This window comes from Streptomyces sp. NPDC054961 (assembly GCF_053609145.1).
Map to the genome: position 1 here is coordinate 1 of NZ_JBSGWY010000006.1, position 18,125 is coordinate 18,125.

Below are 18,125 nucleotides of genomic sequence, written 5' to 3' on the forward strand. Positions count from 1 at the left end.
CACACGGACCCGGCCTGCCCGCCAGTCGGCGACAGCAGCCGCGTGCCGCTCCTCCAGCGTCACGAGACGGCGGGACTTGCGAAACCACTCGCTTTGGGAGCGGTAGCCGCCCGCGGCGCGCTTGGTGCCCCTCTCCCCGATCGGCAGGGACAGACGGTGGCGCAGCGTGCGGATGCCGGCGTCGAGGTTGTGGATGTGCGCGGCCTGGCAGCGGCGGGCGAGTGCCCACTGATCGTGGCTGGCCTTGGTGATCGCCCCGGCGATCCGCGAAGACGACTCCTTCGTCAGCCCCCGCTTGCGTGTTGCCCACGTGTCGGTGGTGTGGTCATGACCGTCCGCACAACGCTGCTTGAGGTCACGAGATGCGAGTCTGCCCTGATGTTCGCCGACGAAGCGGAGAACCCTCTCATCCTTGGTACTCAGCTTCAGGCGGTCGCGTATCGCCACACCGGACGGACCGAGCGCCACGAACGAGGGGGCGATGGCGCGCGGCTTCCTGGCCCGGTCAGCCATCGCCGGCCGCCGCCTCCAGCGCCCTGCGTGCCCGGTTCTTCGCGGAACGCTGTCCGTACAAGCGGGCACAGAACGAGGTCAGTACCTCGGCCATGTCGCGGACCAGGTCGTCTTCGACCTCCCCGTCATCCAGAACCACCAGACGACGACCCGTCGCGGACAGGGCCGCTTCCACGAGTTCGACGTTCATGCGGCCAAGGCGGTCCTTGTGCTCCACCACCACGGTCGTGACATCGGGATCGGCCAACAGGCGACGCGCCTTGGTACGCGAGCCGTTCATCCCGGATGCGACCTCGGATTCGATGCGCACCACCCGATGCCCGGCCTTCGCCGCCCACGCCGACAACCTGGCCGCCTGACGCTCCAGATCCAGCTTCTGATCGTGAGAGGAGACACGGGCATACAGGCCGACGCCACCGACCACGCCCGGAACGGTGTTGGCCCCACATTCACCAGAATCGTGGGCGGCCCGACCCGCTCAGCCGGAACCGGCAGATTACCCTCGCGGAACCAGCGATACGCAGTCTGCGGATGCACACCCTGCGCCTTCGCCCACTCCTTGAGGTTCATACACCCGACCGTAACCACACTCACCCAAATGCACTATCACTCACAAGAGTGATCTAAAGAACCAACAGCCCCAACCCCCACCGTCACGCGGTCGCCCCCCCGGCCGCGGTCACGGTTTCCGCGGGGCCGGGCGGGCGCGGCGGGACCGCCCGGCCCGGCCTCCCCGGCGATGCGGCGATGAAACGGGGACAGCTCCCCGTTTGGTGATAGCGTTCCGCCCAAGAAACGGGGAGTCGTCCCCGCTTTGCCTCAGGGAGGAACCGCCATGCCCGCCCCCACGCTTGAGGAACTCGCCCCCGAGGGTGTCGACGTCACCGCCGACCCGTACCCCCTCTTCGCCGCGCTGCGGGAGAAGGGCCTCGTGCACCGCGTCCACGTGCCCGGGAGCGGGGACGTCTGGCTCGTGCTCGGCCGCGACGAGGTGCGCGCCGCGCTGACGGACACCCGGCTACGCAACGACATACGGCATTCCGCGACGTGGGAGAGCGACGGCGGGAACGCCATCGGGCTGAACATGCTCCAGGTGGACGCGCCCCAGCACACGCGGCTGCGCGCCCTGGTGGCCCGCGAGTTCACCGCCGGACGGGTCGACGCGCTGCGGCCCCGCGTCCAGCGGATCGCCGACTCGCTCCTCGACGCCCTTCCCCCGGCCGGGGCCGTCGACCTGGTCGCCGGCTACGCCCTGCCGCTGCCGCTGACCGTGATCTGCGAACTGCTCGGGGTGCCCCTCGCGGACCAGCACCACTTCCACGCCTGGTCGGCCGAGCTCGTGGCGCCGTCCTCACCCGCCGCGGCCGCCGCCGCCGGAGGCGAGATGGGCGCGTACTTCGCCTCGCTCATCGCCGCCAAGGCCGCGGCTCCGGGCCAGGACCTGATGAGCGCCCTGGTCCGGGCCTCCGCGGAGCAGGACGGGCTGTCCCCCGAGGAGTTGCTCGGCATGGCCTTCCTCCTGCTGGTCGCGGGGCACGAGACCACGGTCAACCTGATCTCCGGCGGTGTCCTCAACCTGCTGCGCCACCCGGACCAGCTCGCCGCACTGCGGGCCGACGCGAGCCTGCTCGACGGCGCCGTGGAGGAGATGCTCCGCCACGACGGGCCCGTCACCGTCGCGGCCTTCCGCCATGCCGCCGAAGCCGTGGAGATCGACGGGGTCCGCATCCCGGCGGGCGACACGGTGATGCTCTCCCTGGCCGCGGCCTCCCGCGACCCCCGCCACTTCCCCGACCCCGACCGCTTCGACATCCGGCGCGCCTCCCGCGGGCACCTCGCGTTCGGACACGGCATCCACCATTGCCTGGGGGCGCCGCTCGCCCGCGTCGAAGGGCGCACCGCCCTGGCGACGCTGCTGCGCCGCCTGCCGGACCTCGCCCTGGACGCCGACCCCGGATCCCTGACGCGCCGCCCCAACGCCATGCTCAGGGGGGTGGCCGCCCTGCCGGTGCGGTGGTCGCGGCGGCTCGCCGCGTGACGTCCCCGGCGTGACGTCCCCGGCGTGACGTCCCCGCCCCGCCCCGCCCCGCGCCGCCCCGCCCCGGCCCGCCCCGCGCCGCCGACGCCGCTGACGGGGGGCCGGTACCCGTCCGGCTAGCATGCGGGGGCATCCGTACCGGGGGGCGTTCCCCGGTACGTCACCGGCGACGCGAGGAGTGGACATGGCGGCGGGCACCGAACGGCCCGAGCCGGTACGGCGCGACGCGCGGCGCAATCGTGAACTGCTGCTGGCCGCGGCCCGCAAGGCCTTCGCCGAGCAGGGCCTGGACGTGCCCCTCGACGAGATCGCCCGCCGGGCCGGCGTCGGCAACGCCACGCTGTACCGGCATTTCCGCATCCGGGCCGCCCTGATCGACGCGGTGTTCGAGAACACGCTCTCCGGCACCGTCGACGCCGGGGAGGAAGCCCGCCGCGCCGCGGACCCGTGGGCCGCGCTGGCCGGCTACCTGGAGGCGGTCTTCGCGGTGCTGGCCGCCGACCGGGGGGCGAACGACCTGATGACCACGGCCATCGAGGGCGTCACCTCCCTCGACGCCGTCCACGCGCACAACCACGAGACCCTCACCCTGCTGGTGGGCCGGGCCCAGCGGGACGGCGCGATGCGCCCCGACGTCACCGTCGAGGACGTGCTCCTCTCCCTGGCCACGCTCGGGCGCTCCGTCCCCTCCCTCGCGACCGCCGCGCCCCCGCACGCCTGGCGCCGCCAGCTGGCCCTCTTCCTCGACGGCCTGCGGGCCGGGACGCGGCCCACGGCGCCGCTGCCCGCCCCGGCCCCGACCCCGGAAGAGCTCGCGGCCGTCCTGCGCGACCTCGGACCGCACCGGGGGAACTGACCCCCGGACGGGCGCCCGAAGGGCACCGGACGCCTCTCGGCAGAGGAGGAACACGTTACAGTTCTGACCTTCCGTCAGAATGGAACGTGTTCTACTCTGCCGCGCATGGGCATCGGAATCACACAGGAACAGCGGGAGTTGGCCGAGGCCGTGCGCGGCTGGGTCGCGCGGGCCGTGCCGCCCGAGGAGGTGCGCAAACTCCTCGACACCCCGCCGCAGACGGGCTCGCGGCCCGCCTACTGGGACGGGCTCGTCGCCTCCGGGCTGCTGGAGCCGCACCGGGACGGCGGGACCCTGCTCGACCTCGCCGTCGTGGTGGAGGAGGCCGCCCGGGCGGCGCTGCCCGGGGCGTACCTGCCGAGCGCGCTGGCCTCCGTACTCCTGGACCGGGCCGGGGCCGAGCCCCTCGCCGGGCGGGTCGGGGCCGTCGCGCTCGGGCCCGGGGACCTGACCGGCGTGGCCGTGGAGGGCGGGTACCTCCTCGACGGGACCGCGCCGCCGGTGCTGGGCGCGGGCGAGGCCGACGTGGTGCTGCTCGCCGCCGAGACCGCGCACGGGACCCGCTGGTTCGCCGTGGACGCCGCCGCGCTGGACGTCCGCACCCACGAGAGCGCCGACCCGACCCGGCCGACCGCCGAGGTGCGGGCCAGGGGGGTCACCACCGGGCCGGGCGGGCTGCTGGAGCTCGACGCCGCCCTCGTGCGGGACCTCGCGTGCCTGCTGTTCGCCGCCGATGCCTGCGGCACCGCCGCCTGGGCGCTGCACACCGCCGCCGAGTACGCGAAGGTGCGCGAGCAGTTCGGGCGCCCCATCGGCCGGTTCCAGGGGATCAAGCACCTGTGCGCCGACATGCTGGTGCGCGTGGAGCAGGCCCGGGCGCTCGTCTGGGACGCGGCGCAGGCCGCCGGGGAACCGGCCGAGGTGCGGTCGCTGGTGGCCGCGCTGGCCGCCGGGACCGCGCTGGACGCCGCGTACTCCTGCGCCAAGGACTGCATCCAGGTGCTGGGCGGCATCGGCTTCACCTGGGAACACGACGCCCACATCTACCTGCGCCGGGCCCTGGTCGCCCGCCAGCTCCTCGGATCGGGCGACGGCCACCGGGTACGGGCCGTGCGGCTCGCCGCCGCCGGGGCGCGCCGCGAGCTGCGGCTGGAGCTGCCCGCGCGGGCCGAGTCCCACCGCGCGAAGGCCCGTACCGCCATCGCGGACGCGGCCGGGCTCGACCCCGCCACCGCACGCCGGGTGCTGGCGCCCACCGGGTACGCGGCCCCGTACCTGCCGCCGCCGTACGGACTCGGCGCGGGCCCCGTCGAGCAGCTCGTCGTGCAGCAGGAACTCAAGGCCGCCGGGGTCAAGGTCGCCGACCTCGGGATCGCCACCTGGGTCGTCCCCTCGCTGCTGGCCTACGGGACCCCCGAGCAGCAGGAGCGCTACCTGCTGGCGACGCTGCGCGGGGACGTCACCTGGTGCCAGCTCTTCTCCGAGCCGGGGGCGGGCTCGGACCTGGCCTCGCTGCGGACGAAGGCGGAGCGCGCGGCATCCGGTGACGGCACCTGGATCGTCAACGGGCAGAAGGTGTGGACGAGTTCCGCCCAGAGCGCCGACTACGGCATCCTCCTCGCCCGGACGGACCCGGCCGCCCCCAAGCACAAGGGCCTCGGCTACTTCATCGTGGACATGAAGACCCCCGGGATCGACATCCGGCCGCTCAAGGAGATCACCGGCGAGGCCCTCTTCAACGAGGTCTACTTCGACGACGTCCCGCTCCCCGCCGACGCCCTGGTGGGCGCGCCCGACGGGGGCTGGAAGGTCGCCCGCAACACCCTCGGCAACGAACGCGTCCACATGGCCGACCAGATGACCTTCGACACCAGCCTGGAGGCACTGCTCGCGCGCTCCGCCGAACTCGAAGGCGGGTACCGGGTGCGGATCGGCGCGCTCGCCGCCGAGGCGCACGCCCTGGCCTGCATCGGGCTGCGCACCACGTTGCAGCAGGTCTCCGGACTGGAGCCGGGCGCGGGTGCCTCCGTGCGCAAGCTCGTGCAGACCCCGCACCAGCAGAAGACCGCCGAGCTCGCGCTCGAACTGCTGGGGCCGGCGGGCGCGGTGAGCGAGGGGGCGGCGAAGCGCGCGGTGCACGGAATGCTCATGTCCCGCTGCCTGACCATCGCCGGGGGCACCACGCAAGTACAGCTCAACGTCGTGGCCGAGCGCATTCTCGGCCTTCCCAGGGACTGACCGAAGGGGCGGAACTCCAGTGAGTGGCATCAAGTCGTACATCGTGGGCGTCGGCATGACGAAGTTCGAGAAGCCGGAGTCGCGGGACTGGCAGTACTGGGACATGGCGAAGGAAGCGGGGTCGGCGGCGCTGGCGGACGCGGGGGTGGACTACGGCCTGGTCGAGCAGGTGCCGGTGGGCTACTGCTTCCAGGCCTCCACGGCCGGCCAGCGGGCGGCGTACGAGCTGGGCCTGAGCGGAGTGCCCGTCTACAACGTCAACAACAACTGTGCGACGGGCTCCACCGCGCTGATGATGGCGCGGCAGTTCGTGGAGGGCGGGCTCAACGACTGCGTGCTCGCGCTCGGCTTCGAGAAGATGAAGAAGGGCGCGCTGGGAGGCGGTTCGGACGGCGGCGACTTCAAGACCTCGCCGGTCGCCCGCCACTACGGGATCATGGCCGCCGGGCACGGCTTCGAGATGTCGCCGCCGACCGCGCAGATCTTCGGCAACGCGGCCCGGGAGCACATGAAGCTGTACGGGACCACGGCCGCGCAGCTGGCGGCGGTCGGCGCGAAGAACCACCGGCACTCGGCGAACAACCCGAACGCGCAGTTCCAGGACGTGTACACGGTCGAGGAGATCCTGGCGGCCAAGACGATCCACGAGCCGCTGACGAAGCTCCAGTGCTCGCCGACCTCCGACGGGGCGGCGGCGGCGCTGGTCGTCTCGGAACGGTTCGTGGAACGGCACGGGCTGGGGGACCGGGCGGTGGAGATCGTCGCGCAGTCGATGACCACGGACACGGAGGCGTCCTTCTCGTCGGGCACCTGTATCGACGCGGTGGGCAAGCCGATGACCGCGGCGGCGGGACGGCAGGTCTTCGAGGCGTCGGGGCTGGGCATCGGGGACGTGGACGTGATCGAGCTGCACGACTGCTTCTCGATCAACGAGCTGCTGACGTACGAGGCGCTGGGCATGTGCGCGGACGGCGGCGCCGGGGAGCTGGTGGAGAGCGGGGCCACGACGTACGGGGGACGGTGGGTGGTCAACCCCTCCGGAGGCCTGATCTCCAAGGGCCACCCGCTGGGCGCGACGGGCCTCGCCCAGGCTGCGGAACTCGTCTGGCAACTCCGTGACCAGGCGGGTGCGCGGCAGGTCGCGGGAGCGCGGGTCGGGCTGGCCCACAACATCGGCCTGGGCGGCGCGGCGGTGGTCACCCTCCTGCGCCGCCCGTAGCCGGGCGCGGGGTCGGGGGCCCGGCCCAGGGGTGCGGGCGGAGGCCGCTAGGGGGCCGTCAGCGCGGGGTCGATCACGGTCTCGCCGCGCGAGGCCCGCCGGATGGAGTCCGCCAGGGCTTCGACCGGGCCGTCCCGCAGGACCAGGCCCGCCCCGCCGGCGGCGACCACGGCCTCCGCGAGCCCGCTGCGCGCGGACCCGGCCAGCACCAGGACCCGGCACTCCGGATCCTCCGCCAGGAGGCCGGGGACGAGCTCCACCGAGTCCGTCAGCGCCACCGCGGGCCGCGCGAACGCGTCCTGTACCACCTCGATGTCCGGCTGGAGTCCGAGCAGGACCGCCAGGGCCGGGTTCGGCGGAGCCAGGAGCACCCGCAGGGAGCGGGGCACACGCGGGGCAACGGGCATTTCGTCCACCCCCGAAGGGTACGGCCGCGACGGCCCCCCGGCCCCGCAACACGCTCCAACGCGCGCCCGGACGACACGATCTGACGTGAAGTCAGGAGTCTTCCCAACTGCTGGGACGTGCGTTATACATTCCTTCACCGGATACCTAGAACGCGTTCTAGACAGCCGGTCCCGCATACGACCTCGGTGCGGCCGACGGTGCGGACGGCCGCGCCGAGGTCTTCCACGAACAAGGAGCAGCATCCTCATGCCGATCGATGCCGCCAAGGCCCTCGCCGCCGAACCCCGCAAGGGGGAAATCAGCTGGGACCACAAGGACATCCAGCTCTACCACCTCGGACTCGGAGCGGGCATCCCCGCCACCGACCCCGACGAGCTGCGCTACACCCTGGAGTCCAAGCTCCACGTGCTCCCCAGCTTCGCGACCGTCGCCGGCGCGGGCATGGCCATGATGGGCGGGCTCGCCGCCCCCGGCATCGAGGTCAACCTCGCCGCCGTCCTGCACGGCGGCCAGTCCATCGAGCTGCACCGGCCCATCCCGGTCCAGGGACAGGCCCACTCCACCGCCAGGGTCGCCGCCGTCTACGACAAGGGCAAGGCGGCCGTGATCGTCCTGCGGACCGAGGTCGCCGACGCCGACGGCCCGCTGTGGACCTCGGACGCGCAGATCTTCGTACGCGGTGAAGGCGGCTTCGGCGGTGACCGCGGCCCCTCCGTCAACACGGAACTGCCCGACCGCGCGCCCGACCGGATCGAGGAGCGCACGATCCGCGAGGAGCAGGCGCTGCTGTACCGCCTCTCCGGCGACTGGAACCCGCTGCACGCGGACCCCGAGTTCGCCAAGATGGCCGGCTTCGACCAGCCCATCCTGCACGGCCTGTGCTCGTACGGGATGACCCTCAAGGCCGTCGTCGACACCGTGCTGGGCGGGGACGTCTCCCGGGTCCGCGCCTACCGCACGCGCTTCGCCGGGATCGTCTTCCCGGGCGAGACGCTGCGCATCCGGATGTGGGAGGAGCCGGGCCGCGTACGGGTCACGGTGAGCGCCGTCGACCGGGACGACGCGCCGGTCCTCGCCGACACCGTCGTCGAGTACGCGTGACCGGGCGCGTGTGACCGGGCGCGTGTGACCGGGCGCGTGTGACCGGGCGGGTCCGGTCCGGCGGGTCCGGTCCGGCGCGCCTGATCCGGTACGTCCCACCCCAAGAAGCCGAAGCGAAGGAGCCGCACCGTGCGCGCAGCACTGCAGAGCGAGATAGGCCAGGACAAGCTCGAAGTCGTCGACGACATGGAGGCCGTGGGCTTCGGCCCCGGCAAGGTCAAGATCCGCATCAAGGCCACCGGCCTGTGCCACTCCGACCTCTCCGCGATGAGCGGCGTGCTGCCGCAGCCCGCCCCCTTCATCCCGGGCCACGAGGGCTCCGGCGTGATCACGGACGTGGGCGACGGGGTCACCAGCCACAAGATCGGTGACCGGGTGCTCGTCTGCTGGCTGCCGCCGTGCGGGCACTGTCCCTCCTGCCGGCGCGGCCAGGGCCACCTGTGCCTGGAGGCCTTCGGCAACGTGGCCACCCCCAACTTCCGGCGCGGCGACAACAGCGTCTTCGGCTTCGCCGGCACCGGCACCTTCGCCGAGGAGATGGTGGTACCGGCGGGCTGCGCCGTGCCGATCCCCGAGGACGTGCCCTTCGACATCGCCGCCCTGATCGGCTGCGGCGTCACCACGGGCCTCGGCGCGGCCATCAACACGGCCAAGGTGGAGGCCGGTTCCTCGGTCGCCGTCATCGGCTGCGGCGGCGTCGGCATCTCCGTCATCCAGGGCGCCAAGGTGCAGGGCGCGTCCCAGATCGTCGCCGTCGACCCGGTCGCCTCCCGGCGCGAGGCGGCGCTGCGCTTCGGGGCCACGGAGGCGGTCTCCCCGGAGGCCTTCGCCGACGCCAAGAACCGGATCACCGCGGGCGAGGGCTTCGACTACGTCTTCGAGGTCGTCGGCAAGTCCCAGACCACGCAGACCGCGTACGAGATGACCCGGCGCGGCGGCGCCGTCGTCGTGGTCGGCGCGGGCGCGCTCGACGACAACTACTCGATCAACATGTTCTCCCTCTTCTTCGACGAGAAGAAGATCCTGCCGTCGATGTACGGCGGCGGCGACGTGCTCCGCTCCTACGAGCGCACCATCGCGCTGTGGCGGGCCGGCCGGGTGGACCTGGCGGGCCTGATCACGCACCGCGTACAGCTCGCCGAGATCAACGACGCGCTCGACCAGATGCGTACGGGCGTCGCCCTGCGCACCTGCATCGAACTCTGACCCGTTTCGAGAGGAACCGTACGGATGTCACTGCCACTTGAGGGACTCTCCGCCATCGTCACCGGCGCCGGCCGCGGCCTCGGCCGGTCCGAGGCGATCGAACTCGCCCGGCTCGGCGCGAGCGTGGTCGTCAACGACTTCGGGCAGCCGGGCCGGGACGGCTCGGGCGAGGCATCGGCCGCCCCGGCGGAGGAGGTCGCCGCGGAGATCCGGGACGCGGGCGGGCAGGCGGTGGCGCACCTCGGTGACGTGGCCGACTTCGAGCAGGCGCGCGAGCTGGTCGGGCTGGCCGTGGACAGCTTCGGCAAGCTCGACATCCTGGTCAACAACGCGGGCATCCTGCGCGACCGGATGGTCTTCTCGATGTCGGAGGCGGAGTGGGACTCGGTCATCCGGGTCCACCTCAAGGGTCACTTCAACACCACCCACTTCGCTTCCGTGCACTGGCGCGAGCGGTCGAAGGCGGCGGGCGGCCCGGTCTACGGCCGGATCGTCAACACCTCCTCCGAGGCCTTCCTCGGCGGCTCGGCCGGCCAGCCGAACTACGCGGCGGCCAAGGGCGGCATCGTGGGCCTGACCACCTCGACCGCCCTGGCGCTGGGCAAGTACGGGGTCACGGCCAACGCGATCTGCCCGCGGGCCCGGACCCGGATGACCGAGGACGTCTTCGCGGGCTTCCAGGTCCCCGAGGAGGGCAAGCTCGACGCCCTCGCCCCCGAGCACGTCTCCCCGCTGGTCGGCTATCTGGCCTCGCCGGCCTCGGCCAGGGTCAACGGGCAGCTGTTCGTCGTCCACGGCGGGATCGTGGTCGTCATGGAACGCCCGAAGGTGGCGGCGAAGTTCGACACCACCAAGGAGTCCTTCTCCTACGAGGAGCTCGACGGGCTCCTCACCCCGCACTACGACTCCCGTCCGGCGAACGAGACGTTCGCGGCGGCGGAGGTCCTCGGTCTCAAGCACGACGGCTGAGCGGTCCTCGCGTTGCGTTCGGGGTGGGGCCGGGGCGTGCCCGTCGTGCCTGTCGCGCGGGTCCGTTGCCGGGGGCCGGCCCCCGGGCCCCCGCGCCTCAAACGCCGGCGGGGCTGATTTTGGCGGGGCCGGGGTTTTCGTGGAGAAGGTTCGGGTTAGCCCAGTGGGGCCTGTTGGAGGGGGACCGGGCGGGGGGGTGGGGGTGGGAGGGGGGTGAGGTCGAGGGGCGCGGGTGGGGGGACCGGGAGGTTCATGCCGATGATGCCGCAGGGGACTTCGGGGGTCGCGTACGGGAGGTGCAGGCGGCCTTCGGTGCTCCACAGGCCCGTGCCGCCGAGCCAGCCGGCTGGGGCGCCGATGCGGAAGACGTGCCGGTCGGCGGGACGCCAGAGGGCGAGTCCGGCCACGCTGCCGCCGTAGCCGTCCCCGGCCTCGTCCACCCGCAGCGCGACCCCGCAGCTCTCCGGCATCAGGGCCTGTCCCGGCTGTACGGCGAACGGCGTGGCCGCGGCCCCGACCGCCCGCAGGCACTCGGGGAAGCGCACCGGGCGGGCACTGCCCAGGACCCCCCAGCCGAGCCGGAGCTCACCCGGCGCGTCCGAGCGGATCAGCAGCAGACCGCTGTCGGGGTCGGCCAGCAGCAGCCGGTCGTCGCTGCCCGCGGTGATCTGGAGCAGCGGGGAGACCTCGCCGCCGCGGTGCAGGTCGACCGCCACCGCCTTCGTCACGGGCCCGGCCGGGCCGTCCAATTCGCGGTCCAGCGCCAGCAGCCGGCCCGTCCGGTCGAGCCAGACGCCCCCGGAGCAGCGCCCCGGGACGCGGGCGACCCGCTGCGGCCCGAAGGGGGTGCCGGCGACCTGCCACACCGTGGTCGTGGCGGCTCCCACGGCCAGGGCGAAGGCCCCGTACCCGTCCGGGGACGGCGGCAGCAGGGTGACCCGTACGCCGTCCGGGCCGCCGTCCTCGTCCTGCGAGGAGACCGCCCCGAGCGGCAGCTCCCCGGTCCGGGGGCCGCTGCCCGCACGGCCGCCGCTGCCGCCCGTCGGGTACAGCAGCGCGAAGGCGTGCCGCTCGGCCACCCGCCGGTGGATCAGCACCCGCCCGTCGGCCAGCGGCAGCACCTCGCTGTCCGCCTCCTCGGGCTGCCCGAGCGGCAGCGGCACCGCGTACGGCTCGGGACCGGTCAGCGTCCAGCGCTCCGGGTAGCGGGCCTCGCCGTCCCCGGCCAGCCGGGCGGCGTAGGAGCCGTCCGCGGCCAGGGTGAACGGGGCCGTCTTCGTCGTCTCGATGGCACAGACAGTCATCTTCGTCGCCTCCGGTGAGGAAGTTAGTGATCGCGTCGGCCGACGGACACGGCGACCGAGCCCGCTTCACACGTACGGGTGGCCGGGCGGCGATTCGACTGTGGGACGGCCGACGGCTGTGCTGTGCCATATCCGGGTGTTTGGGGTGAGTCGGTGGTTAGGTGCGCCTCACCCCTTTTCGGGCTCCGCCCGCCCCCACCCCCAGGAGGAGGGGTGCTGTCCCCGACCCCGCGCTCCCGACCCGGATCCGCCGGGCTCGGAGCGCCGGGGCGGTCGCCACGGACGGTAGCCTTGGCCTGTGCCCCGTCTCTCTGAAGTCATCGCCGCGCTGGACGCTCTCTGGCCCCCCTCGCGGGCCGAGCAGTGGGACTCCGTCGGCACCGTCTGCGGCGACCCCGACGCCGAGGTCTCCCGGGTCCTGTTCGCGGTGGACCCCGTCCAGGAGATCGTCGACGAGGCGGTGACGAGGGGCGCCGATCTGATCGTCACCCACCACCCCCTCTACCTGCGCGGCACCACCACCGTCGAGGCCGGCACCTTCAAGGGCCGCGTTGTGCACACGCTGATCAAGAACGACATCGCGCTGCACGTCGCCCACACCAACGCCGACACCGCCGACCCGGGCGTCTCCGACGCCCTCGCCGGAGCCCTCGACCTGCGCGTCACCGGCCCGCTGGTCCCCGACCCGACCGACCCCTCGGGCCGCCGCGGCCTCGGCCGGATCTGCGAGCTCGACCGCCCCGAGACGCTCCGCGAGTTCACCGCCCGCGCCGCCGCCTGGCTCCAGCCCACCGCACAGGGCATCCGCGTGGCCGGCGACCCGGACGCGCTGATCCGCAGGGTCGCCGTCAGCGGCGGCTCCGGCGACAGCCTCTTCGAGCAGGTCCGCGCCGCCGGCGTCGACGCCTACGTCACCGCCGACCTGCGCCACCACCCGGCGTCCGAGGCCCGCGAGCAGAATCCGCTCGCCCTCGTCGACGCCGCCCACTGGGCCACCGAGTGGCCCTGGTGCGAGCAGGCCGCGGCCCAGCTCGACGCCATCTCCGAGCGCCACGGCTGGGGTCTGCGCACCCACGTCTCGCGCACGGTCACCGACCCGTGGACGGCGCACGCGCCGTCCGTGACACCCCCTTCTATCTCTGGAGCCCCCAACTGAACGCCGAGCCCGCCGACCAGATCCGACTTCTCGACGTCCAGGCCCTGGACGTCCGGCTGTCTCAGCTCGCCCACAAGCGCAAGTCGCTGCCCGAACACGCCGAGGTCGACTCCCTGACCAAGGACCTCGCCCAGCAGCGCGACTTCCTCGTCGCCGCCCAGACCAAGGCCACCGACGCCGCCCGCGAGCAGACCAAGGCCGAGCAGGACGTGGACCAGGTGCGCCAGCGCGCCGCCCGCGACCAGGCCCGCCTGGACTCCGGCGCAGGCATCTCCTCCCGCGACCTGGCCAACCTGCAGAGCGAGGTCGTCTCCCTCGCCAAGCGCCAGGGCGACCTGGAGGACGTGGTCCTCGAGGTCATGGAGCGCCTGGAGACCGCCCAGGAGACCGTCACCGAGCTGACCGACCGGGTCGCCTCCCTGGAGACCAAGCTCGTCGACGCCACCGCGCGCCGCGACGCCGCCACCGGCGAGATCGACGCCGAGGTCGCCGGCATCGACAAGGACCGCGAGGTCATCGTCACCGCCATGCCGGCCGCGCTGATCGCGCTGTACGAGAAGATCCGCGTCAAGCAGGGCGGCGTCGGCGCCGCCCGCCTTTCGCAGCGCCGCTGCGAGGGCTGCCGCCTGGAGCTCGACCTCGCCGAGGTCAACGAGATCAAGGCCGCCGCCCGCGACGAGATCGTCCGCCACGAGAGCTGCGGGCGCATCCTGGTCCGTACGGCCGACTCGGGCATCTGATGCCGCGGTTCGTCGTAGAGGCCGACGGCGGCTCCCGGGGCAACCCGGGTCCCGCCGGCTACGGCTCCGTCGTCCTCGACCCGGCGACGGGCGAGACGCTGGCCGAGCGCGCGGAGTACATCGGCGTCGCGACGAACAACGTGGCCGAGTACAAGGGCCTCATCGCCGGGCTCAGGGCCGCCCGCGCGCTGGACCCCGACGCGGTGGTCCTCGTCCGGATGGACTCCAAGCTCGTCGTCGAGCAGATGTCGGGCCGCTGGAAGATCAAGCACCCCGACATGAAGCCGCTCGCGGCCGAGGCGGCGACGATCCTGCCGCGCGCGCAGGTGACGTACGAGTGGATCCCGCGCGAGAAGAACAAGCACGCGGACCGGCTCGCCAACGAGGCGATGGACGCGGGCAAGCGCGGCAAGCAGTGGGAGCCCTCGGATTCCTCGGCGGCCCTGGACGCCTCGGCGGCGCGCGCCCTGGCGGCCCCGCCGTCCGGCCCTCCCGGGGACGCGGCGAAGGGGGCCGCGGCGGTGCGCGCCGCCCTCGCCTCCGCGTCCCGCACGCCGGCCCCGGCCGGCCCGTCGGCGCCCGCGGACCCGGGAGCCGGCACGGCCGGCACCCTGTTCGCGGTGCCCGAGCCCGTCGCGGCCGGCGCGGTGGCCGAGCCCGTCGCGGCAGCGCCCACCGCCGGCTGGGGACCCGACATGGGCGCCCCGGCGACCTTCGTGCTGCTGCGCCACGGCGAGACCGCGCTGACCCCGCAGAAGCGCTTCTCCGGCAGCGGCGGCAGCGACCCGGAGCTGTCCCCGGCCGGCCGCCGCCAGGCCGCCGCCGTCGCCGAGTCGCTGGCGGCGCGCGGCACCGTCCAGACGGTGATCAGCTCCCCGCTGCGGCGCTGCCGGGAGACCGCGCAGGCCGTCGCCGACCGGCTCGGGCTCACCGTCACCGTCGAAGAGGGCCTGCGCGAGGTCGACTTCGGCGCCTGGGAGGGGCTGACCTTCGCGGAGGTCCAGGAGCGTTTCCCCGAGGACCTCCAGGCGTGGCTGGACTCCCCGAAGGCCGCCCCCACGGGCGGCGGCGAGAGCTTCGCGTCCGCCACCCGCCGGGTCTCGGCGACCCGGGACCGGCTCCTGGCCGCGCACGCGGGCCGCACCGTCCTGCTGGTCTCGCACGTGACGCCGGTCAAGATCCTCGTCCGCCTCGCCCTCGGCGCCCCGCCGGAGGCCCTGTTCCGCATGGAACTCTCGGCGGCCTCCCTGTCGGCGGTGGCCTACTACGCGGACGGCAACGCCTCGGTCCGCCTCCTGAACGACACGTCCCACCTGCGCTGAGCCGCGCGGCGCCGCACGCGCACGACGAAAAGGACCCCCCGCCCGTACCGGGCGGGGGGTCCTTTTCATGCAGAGGAAGGACGGCAGACGAGCCGGCCTGTACGCCGGGTTCTGTCTCCCGGAGACCTCGCGGTCGCCGGGGAGACGGCCATCCATCTAGGACCGGCGTTGCCGCCGGCCTCGTGCGGTCTACCCGCGAACTCGGGCGAGCAGCCCTCGAACGTTCGCGCAGGGCCGTCCGGAGACGACCCCTCTTGACCTTGCTCCGGGTGGGGTTTACCTAGCCGCCTGAGTCACCTCAGGCGCTGGTGGTCTCTTACACCACCGTTTCACCCTTACCGGGGGCCGAAGCCCCAGGCGGTCTGTTTTCTGTGGCACTGTCCCGCGGGTCACCCCGGGTGGCCGTTAGCCACCACCCTGCCCTGTGGAGCCCGGACGTTCCTCGGCGGGATCCTGGGATCCCGACGCGGCCGTCCAGCCGACTCGTCTGTCGTGCCGACCATGTTACCGGCTGTGCCGTCACGGCTTGACCCCGAGACGGGCGGCCGCGCGATCCGCCGCCCCCTACGCCGGGGCGAACAGCACCTTCGAGGTCCCGGGGTCCGCCTCCGTCAGACGGACCCTGATCCGCTCGCCCAGCGGCAGCTCGCCGGAGGCGGCCTCGACCCGGCCGACCACGGCCGGGTCCTCCAGGTGCACCGTGCCGACCAGCGGCTCCCGCTCCCTGACGTCGATGACCATCGCCTCGAAGGTCTCCCCGACGTGGTCCTTGAGCAGCGCCGCCTCCACCAGGTCCACGGCCTCCCGCTCCGCCGTGTTCGCCAGCCGGGTGCCGTTCGCCATCTCCTCCGGCAGGTCCGCCAGCGCGGACAGCACCCACTGCGGCGGTGCGTCCCCCGCCACCGCCGCCACGCACAGCTCGCCGGCGTACCGGTCGACGAGCCGGCGCAGGGGGGCGGTGCAGTGGGCGTAGGGGGCCGCGACCGCCGCGTGCAGCACCGGGTCCGGCGTCTCGCCGCCGGTGAAGACCGTGTAACCGGCGCCGCGCAGCAGGGAGGTGCAGTCCTGGAGGAACGCCGCGTGGTCGGGCCGGCGCGGATCGAGGGAGCGCACGAGCTCGGCGTACGGAACGTGGTGCGGCCACTCGATCCGCAGGGCCTTCGCCACCCGGCGCAGCCGTCCGACCGCCCCGTCGGGAGCGGTCGGCAGGGTCCGCAGGATGCCGGTCCCGGCGGCGAGCATGAGCTCGGCGGCGGCCATGCCGGTCATGAGGGAGATCTGGGCGTTCCAGCCGTCGGCCGGGAGCGGAGCCCGGTAGGCCAGGCTGTACGAGCCCCCGTGCTCGACGATCTCCTGCTCGGGCACGTTCAGCGAGATCCCGCCGCGCTCCACCTCGAGGGCCTCGCGCAGGGTCCCGACCTCCTTGAGCAGGGCGACGGCCTCCTCGGCGGTGCCGCCGTCGATGGCCTTCTGGACCCCCGCGTAGTCCAGCCTGGCCCGGCTGCGCACGAGCGCGCGGCGCACGTCGGCGCTCTCCACGCGGCCCTCCGCGTCCAGGTCGAGCCGCCACAGCAGGGCCGGACGGGTCTGGTCGGGCAGCAGGCTGGCCGCGCCCTCCGAGAGCACGGCCGGGTGCAGCGGGACCTTCTCGTCGGGGAAGTAGAGGGTGGTGACCCGGCGGTGGGCCTCGGCGTTGAGGGCGCCGCCGGGGGTGACGTAGGCGGCGACGTCGGCGATGGCGTAGTGCACGCGGTAGCCGCCGGAGGGGCGCTTCGCCAGGTGCATGGCCTGGTCCAGGTCCCGTGAGGCCGGCGGATCGATCGTGAAGAGGGGGACGTCCGTGGCGTCGAGGCCGGGCAGGAGCGGATGGCCGGCGGCCCGTTCGGCCTCGGCGAGGACGGGCGCCGGGAACTCCCGCGTCACCCCCAGCTCGGTCCGCAGGGCACGCAGCGCGGCCCGCAGGGCAGCCCCGTCTGCGCCGGTCATGATCATGTGACGGCGTGGCATGCACCGAGCCTATGGCCGGCGGGCCGGGGCGGCGCGGCGAGCCGTCTACCCTGGGCTGGGGCCGCACCCCCGCCGCTGTGCCATGCCCGTCCGAAGGAGAACCACCGTGCTCGTGCTGCTGCCGCCGTCCGAAGGAAAGGCCGCCGGCGGCTCCGGCGCACCGCTGAAGCCGGAGTCGCTGTCGCTGCCGGGGCTCGGCGCCTCACGGGCGGCGGTGCTGGAGGAACTCGTCGAGCTGTGCGTGGGCGACGAGGAGAAGGCGCGGGAAGTCCTGGGCCTGAGCGAGGGCCTGCGGGGCGAGGTCGCGAAGAACGCGGAACTGCGGTCGGCCGTGGCGCGGCCGGCGGGGGAGGTCTACACGGGCGTCCTGTACGACGCGCTGGGCCTCTCGACCCTTCCGCCGGCCGCGGTGAAGCGGGCCGCGCGGTCGCTGCTGGTCTTCTCGGGTCTGTGGGGCGCGGTCCGGATCACGGACCGCATCCCGTCCTACCGGTGCTCGATGGGCGTGAAGCTGCCGGGGCTGGGGGCGCTGGGCGCGTTCTGGCGGGCGCCGATGGCGGAGGTCATGCCGGAAGCGGCGGGCGACGGCCTGGTCCTGGACCTGCGCTCCTCCGCCTACGCCTCGGCGTGGAAGCCGAAGGGCGAGGTCGCGGGGCGGACGGCGACGGTGCGGGTGCTGCACGCGCAGATGGTGGACGGCGTGGAGAAGCGGTCCGTGGTGAGCCACTTCAACAAGGCCACGAAGGGCCGCCTGATCCGCGACCTCCTGACGGCGGGCGCGGCCCCCGCGTCCCCGGCGGAACTCGTCACGGCCCTGCGGGACCTGGGCTTCACGGTGGAGGCGGAGCCCCCGTCGAAGCCGTCGAAGGCGTGGGCCCTGGACGTGGTGGTCACGCAGATCCACTGACCGGCCGACGGCCGGCGGCCGTCCGCCCGCGCCCCGGGGGGGGGCCGCGGGCGGCCGCGCCCGCCCCGCGGCGCCCCCGCGCGCGGGCGCGCTGGCGCTCGCGGGCGGGCTGCGGGCCCGGCGGGCCCGCCCCCGCCCGCG

The 18,125-nt window shown here is 73.8% G+C and carries 14 protein-coding genes, 1 other RNA gene and 2 pseudogenes; 11 read left to right on the forward strand and 6 right to left on the reverse strand.

Features of this window, described 5'->3' with window-relative positions:
• Both ACWF9Z_RS08310 and ACWF9Z_RS08315 read right to left on the reverse strand, forming a co-directional pair.
• Positions 1 to 513: pseudogene (locus ACWF9Z_RS08310) on the reverse strand (IS200/IS605 family accessory protein TnpB-related protein); the annotation flags it as partial.
• A pseudogene (locus ACWF9Z_RS08315) lies at positions 506 to 1,083 on the reverse strand (IS607 family transposase). The pseudogenes ACWF9Z_RS08310 and ACWF9Z_RS08315, both read right to left, overlap by 8 nt.
• Positions 1,084 to 1,348: 265 nt before the next feature.
• Between ACWF9Z_RS08315 and ACWF9Z_RS08320 the strand changes: the two are divergent.
• From ACWF9Z_RS08320 to ACWF9Z_RS08335, 4 genes are all read left to right on the forward strand, one after another.
• Complete coding sequence (locus ACWF9Z_RS08320; protein WP_453598840.1) at positions 1,349 to 2,551, forward strand: cytochrome P450 family protein; 1,203 nt, start codon at positions 1,349 to 1,351, stop codon at positions 2,549 to 2,551.
• 184 nt (positions 2,552 to 2,735) lie between these two features.
• Positions 2,736 to 3,407, forward strand: a complete 672-nt coding sequence (locus ACWF9Z_RS08325; protein WP_453598842.1) for a TetR/AcrR family transcriptional regulator — start codon at positions 2,736 to 2,738, stop codon at positions 3,405 to 3,407.
• 105 nt (positions 3,408 to 3,512) lie between these two features.
• Entirely contained in the window at positions 3,513 to 5,645 is a 2,133-nt protein-coding gene (locus tag ACWF9Z_RS08330; protein ID WP_453598845.1) for an acyl-CoA dehydrogenase, read from the forward strand.
• A 28-nt stretch (positions 5,646 to 5,673) separates the two neighbouring features.
• Positions 5,674 to 6,864 (forward strand): lipid-transfer protein, encoded by a 1,191-nt coding sequence (locus ACWF9Z_RS08335; protein WP_453599306.1) that lies wholly within the window; start codon positions 5,674 to 5,676, stop codon positions 6,862 to 6,864.
• Between the two features lie 47 nt (positions 6,865 to 6,911).
• On the opposite strand, the gene ACWF9Z_RS08340 is transcribed toward ACWF9Z_RS08335, so the two are convergent.
• Positions 6,912 to 7,271, reverse strand: a complete 360-nt coding sequence (locus tag ACWF9Z_RS08340) for a DNA-binding response regulator (protein WP_453599308.1) — start codon at positions 7,269 to 7,271, stop codon at positions 6,912 to 6,914.
• 247 nt (positions 7,272 to 7,518) lie between these two features.
• Here ACWF9Z_RS08340 and ACWF9Z_RS08345 point away from each other — a divergent pair, with 247 nt between their 5' ends.
• The 3 genes from ACWF9Z_RS08345 to ACWF9Z_RS08355 all read left to right on the forward strand — a co-directional run bounded on the left by ACWF9Z_RS08345 (position 7,519) and on the right by ACWF9Z_RS08355 (position 10,548).
• Positions 7,519 to 8,373, forward strand: coding sequence for a MaoC/PaaZ C-terminal domain-containing protein (locus tag ACWF9Z_RS08345; protein ID WP_453598848.1), 855 nt, complete (start codon positions 7,519 to 7,521; stop codon positions 8,371 to 8,373).
• 129 nt (positions 8,374 to 8,502) lie between these two features.
• On the forward strand, positions 8,503 to 9,579 hold the full coding sequence (locus ACWF9Z_RS08350) for a Zn-dependent alcohol dehydrogenase (protein ID WP_453598850.1): 1,077 nt from the start codon (positions 8,503 to 8,505) through the stop codon (positions 9,577 to 9,579).
• Positions 9,580 to 9,603: 24 nt separating this feature from the next.
• Positions 9,604 to 10,548 carry a 3-oxoacyl-ACP reductase gene (locus ACWF9Z_RS08355; protein WP_453598853.1) on the forward strand — a complete coding sequence of 315 codons (945 nt, stop codon included), beginning with the start codon at positions 9,604 to 9,606 and terminating at the stop codon, positions 10,546 to 10,548.
• Between the two features lie 155 nt (positions 10,549 to 10,703).
• Here ACWF9Z_RS08355 and ACWF9Z_RS08360 read toward each other — a convergent pair whose 3' ends face one another.
• Complete coding sequence (locus tag ACWF9Z_RS08360) at positions 10,704 to 11,852, reverse strand: hypothetical protein (RefSeq protein ID WP_453598856.1); 1,149 nt, start codon at positions 11,850 to 11,852, stop codon at positions 10,704 to 10,706.
• A gap of 298 nt (positions 11,853 to 12,150) precedes the next feature.
• Here ACWF9Z_RS08360 and ACWF9Z_RS08365 point away from each other — a divergent pair, with 298 nt between their 5' ends.
• Genes ACWF9Z_RS08365 through ACWF9Z_RS08375 form a run of 3 tightly spaced genes read left to right on the forward strand, consistent with a single transcriptional unit; the run spans position 12,151 to position 15,070 of the window.
• A complete protein-coding gene (locus ACWF9Z_RS08365; RefSeq protein ID WP_453598859.1) occupies positions 12,151 to 13,008 on the forward strand; it encodes a Nif3-like dinuclear metal center hexameric protein in 858 nt (285 codons plus the stop codon).
• Positions 13,005 to 13,748 carry a zinc ribbon domain-containing protein gene (locus tag ACWF9Z_RS08370; protein ID WP_453599311.1) on the forward strand — a complete coding sequence of 248 codons (744 nt, stop codon included), beginning with the start codon at positions 13,005 to 13,007 and terminating at the stop codon, positions 13,746 to 13,748. Before ACWF9Z_RS08365 ends, ACWF9Z_RS08370 begins: the two co-directional genes overlap by 4 nt.
• The gene (locus tag ACWF9Z_RS08375) at positions 13,748 to 15,070 is read left to right on the forward strand and encodes a bifunctional RNase H/acid phosphatase (protein ID WP_453598861.1); all 1,323 of its coding nucleotides are present in this window, start codon (positions 13,748 to 13,750) and stop codon (positions 15,068 to 15,070) included. Before ACWF9Z_RS08370 ends, ACWF9Z_RS08375 begins: the two co-directional genes overlap by 1 nt.
• An 84-nt stretch (positions 15,071 to 15,154) precedes the next feature.
• On the opposite strand, the gene rnpB is transcribed toward ACWF9Z_RS08375, so the two are convergent.
• Together rnpB and ACWF9Z_RS08385 are read right to left on the reverse strand one after the other, a co-directional pair.
• Positions 15,155 to 15,556, reverse strand: an RNA gene (gene rnpB / locus ACWF9Z_RS08380) — RNase P RNA component class A.
• A 78-nt stretch (positions 15,557 to 15,634) separates the two neighbouring features.
• Complete coding sequence (locus ACWF9Z_RS08385; RefSeq protein WP_453598863.1) at positions 15,635 to 17,077, reverse strand: RNB domain-containing ribonuclease; 1,443 nt, start codon at positions 17,075 to 17,077, stop codon at positions 15,635 to 15,637.
• Positions 17,078 to 17,183: 106 nt separating this feature from the next.
• Between ACWF9Z_RS08385 and yaaA the strand changes: the two genes are divergently transcribed.
• Complete coding sequence (gene yaaA / locus ACWF9Z_RS08390) at positions 17,184 to 17,984, forward strand: peroxide stress protein YaaA (RefSeq protein WP_453598866.1); 801 nt, start codon at positions 17,184 to 17,186, stop codon at positions 17,982 to 17,984.
• The last annotated feature ends 141 nt before the right edge of the window (positions 17,985 to 18,125 follow it).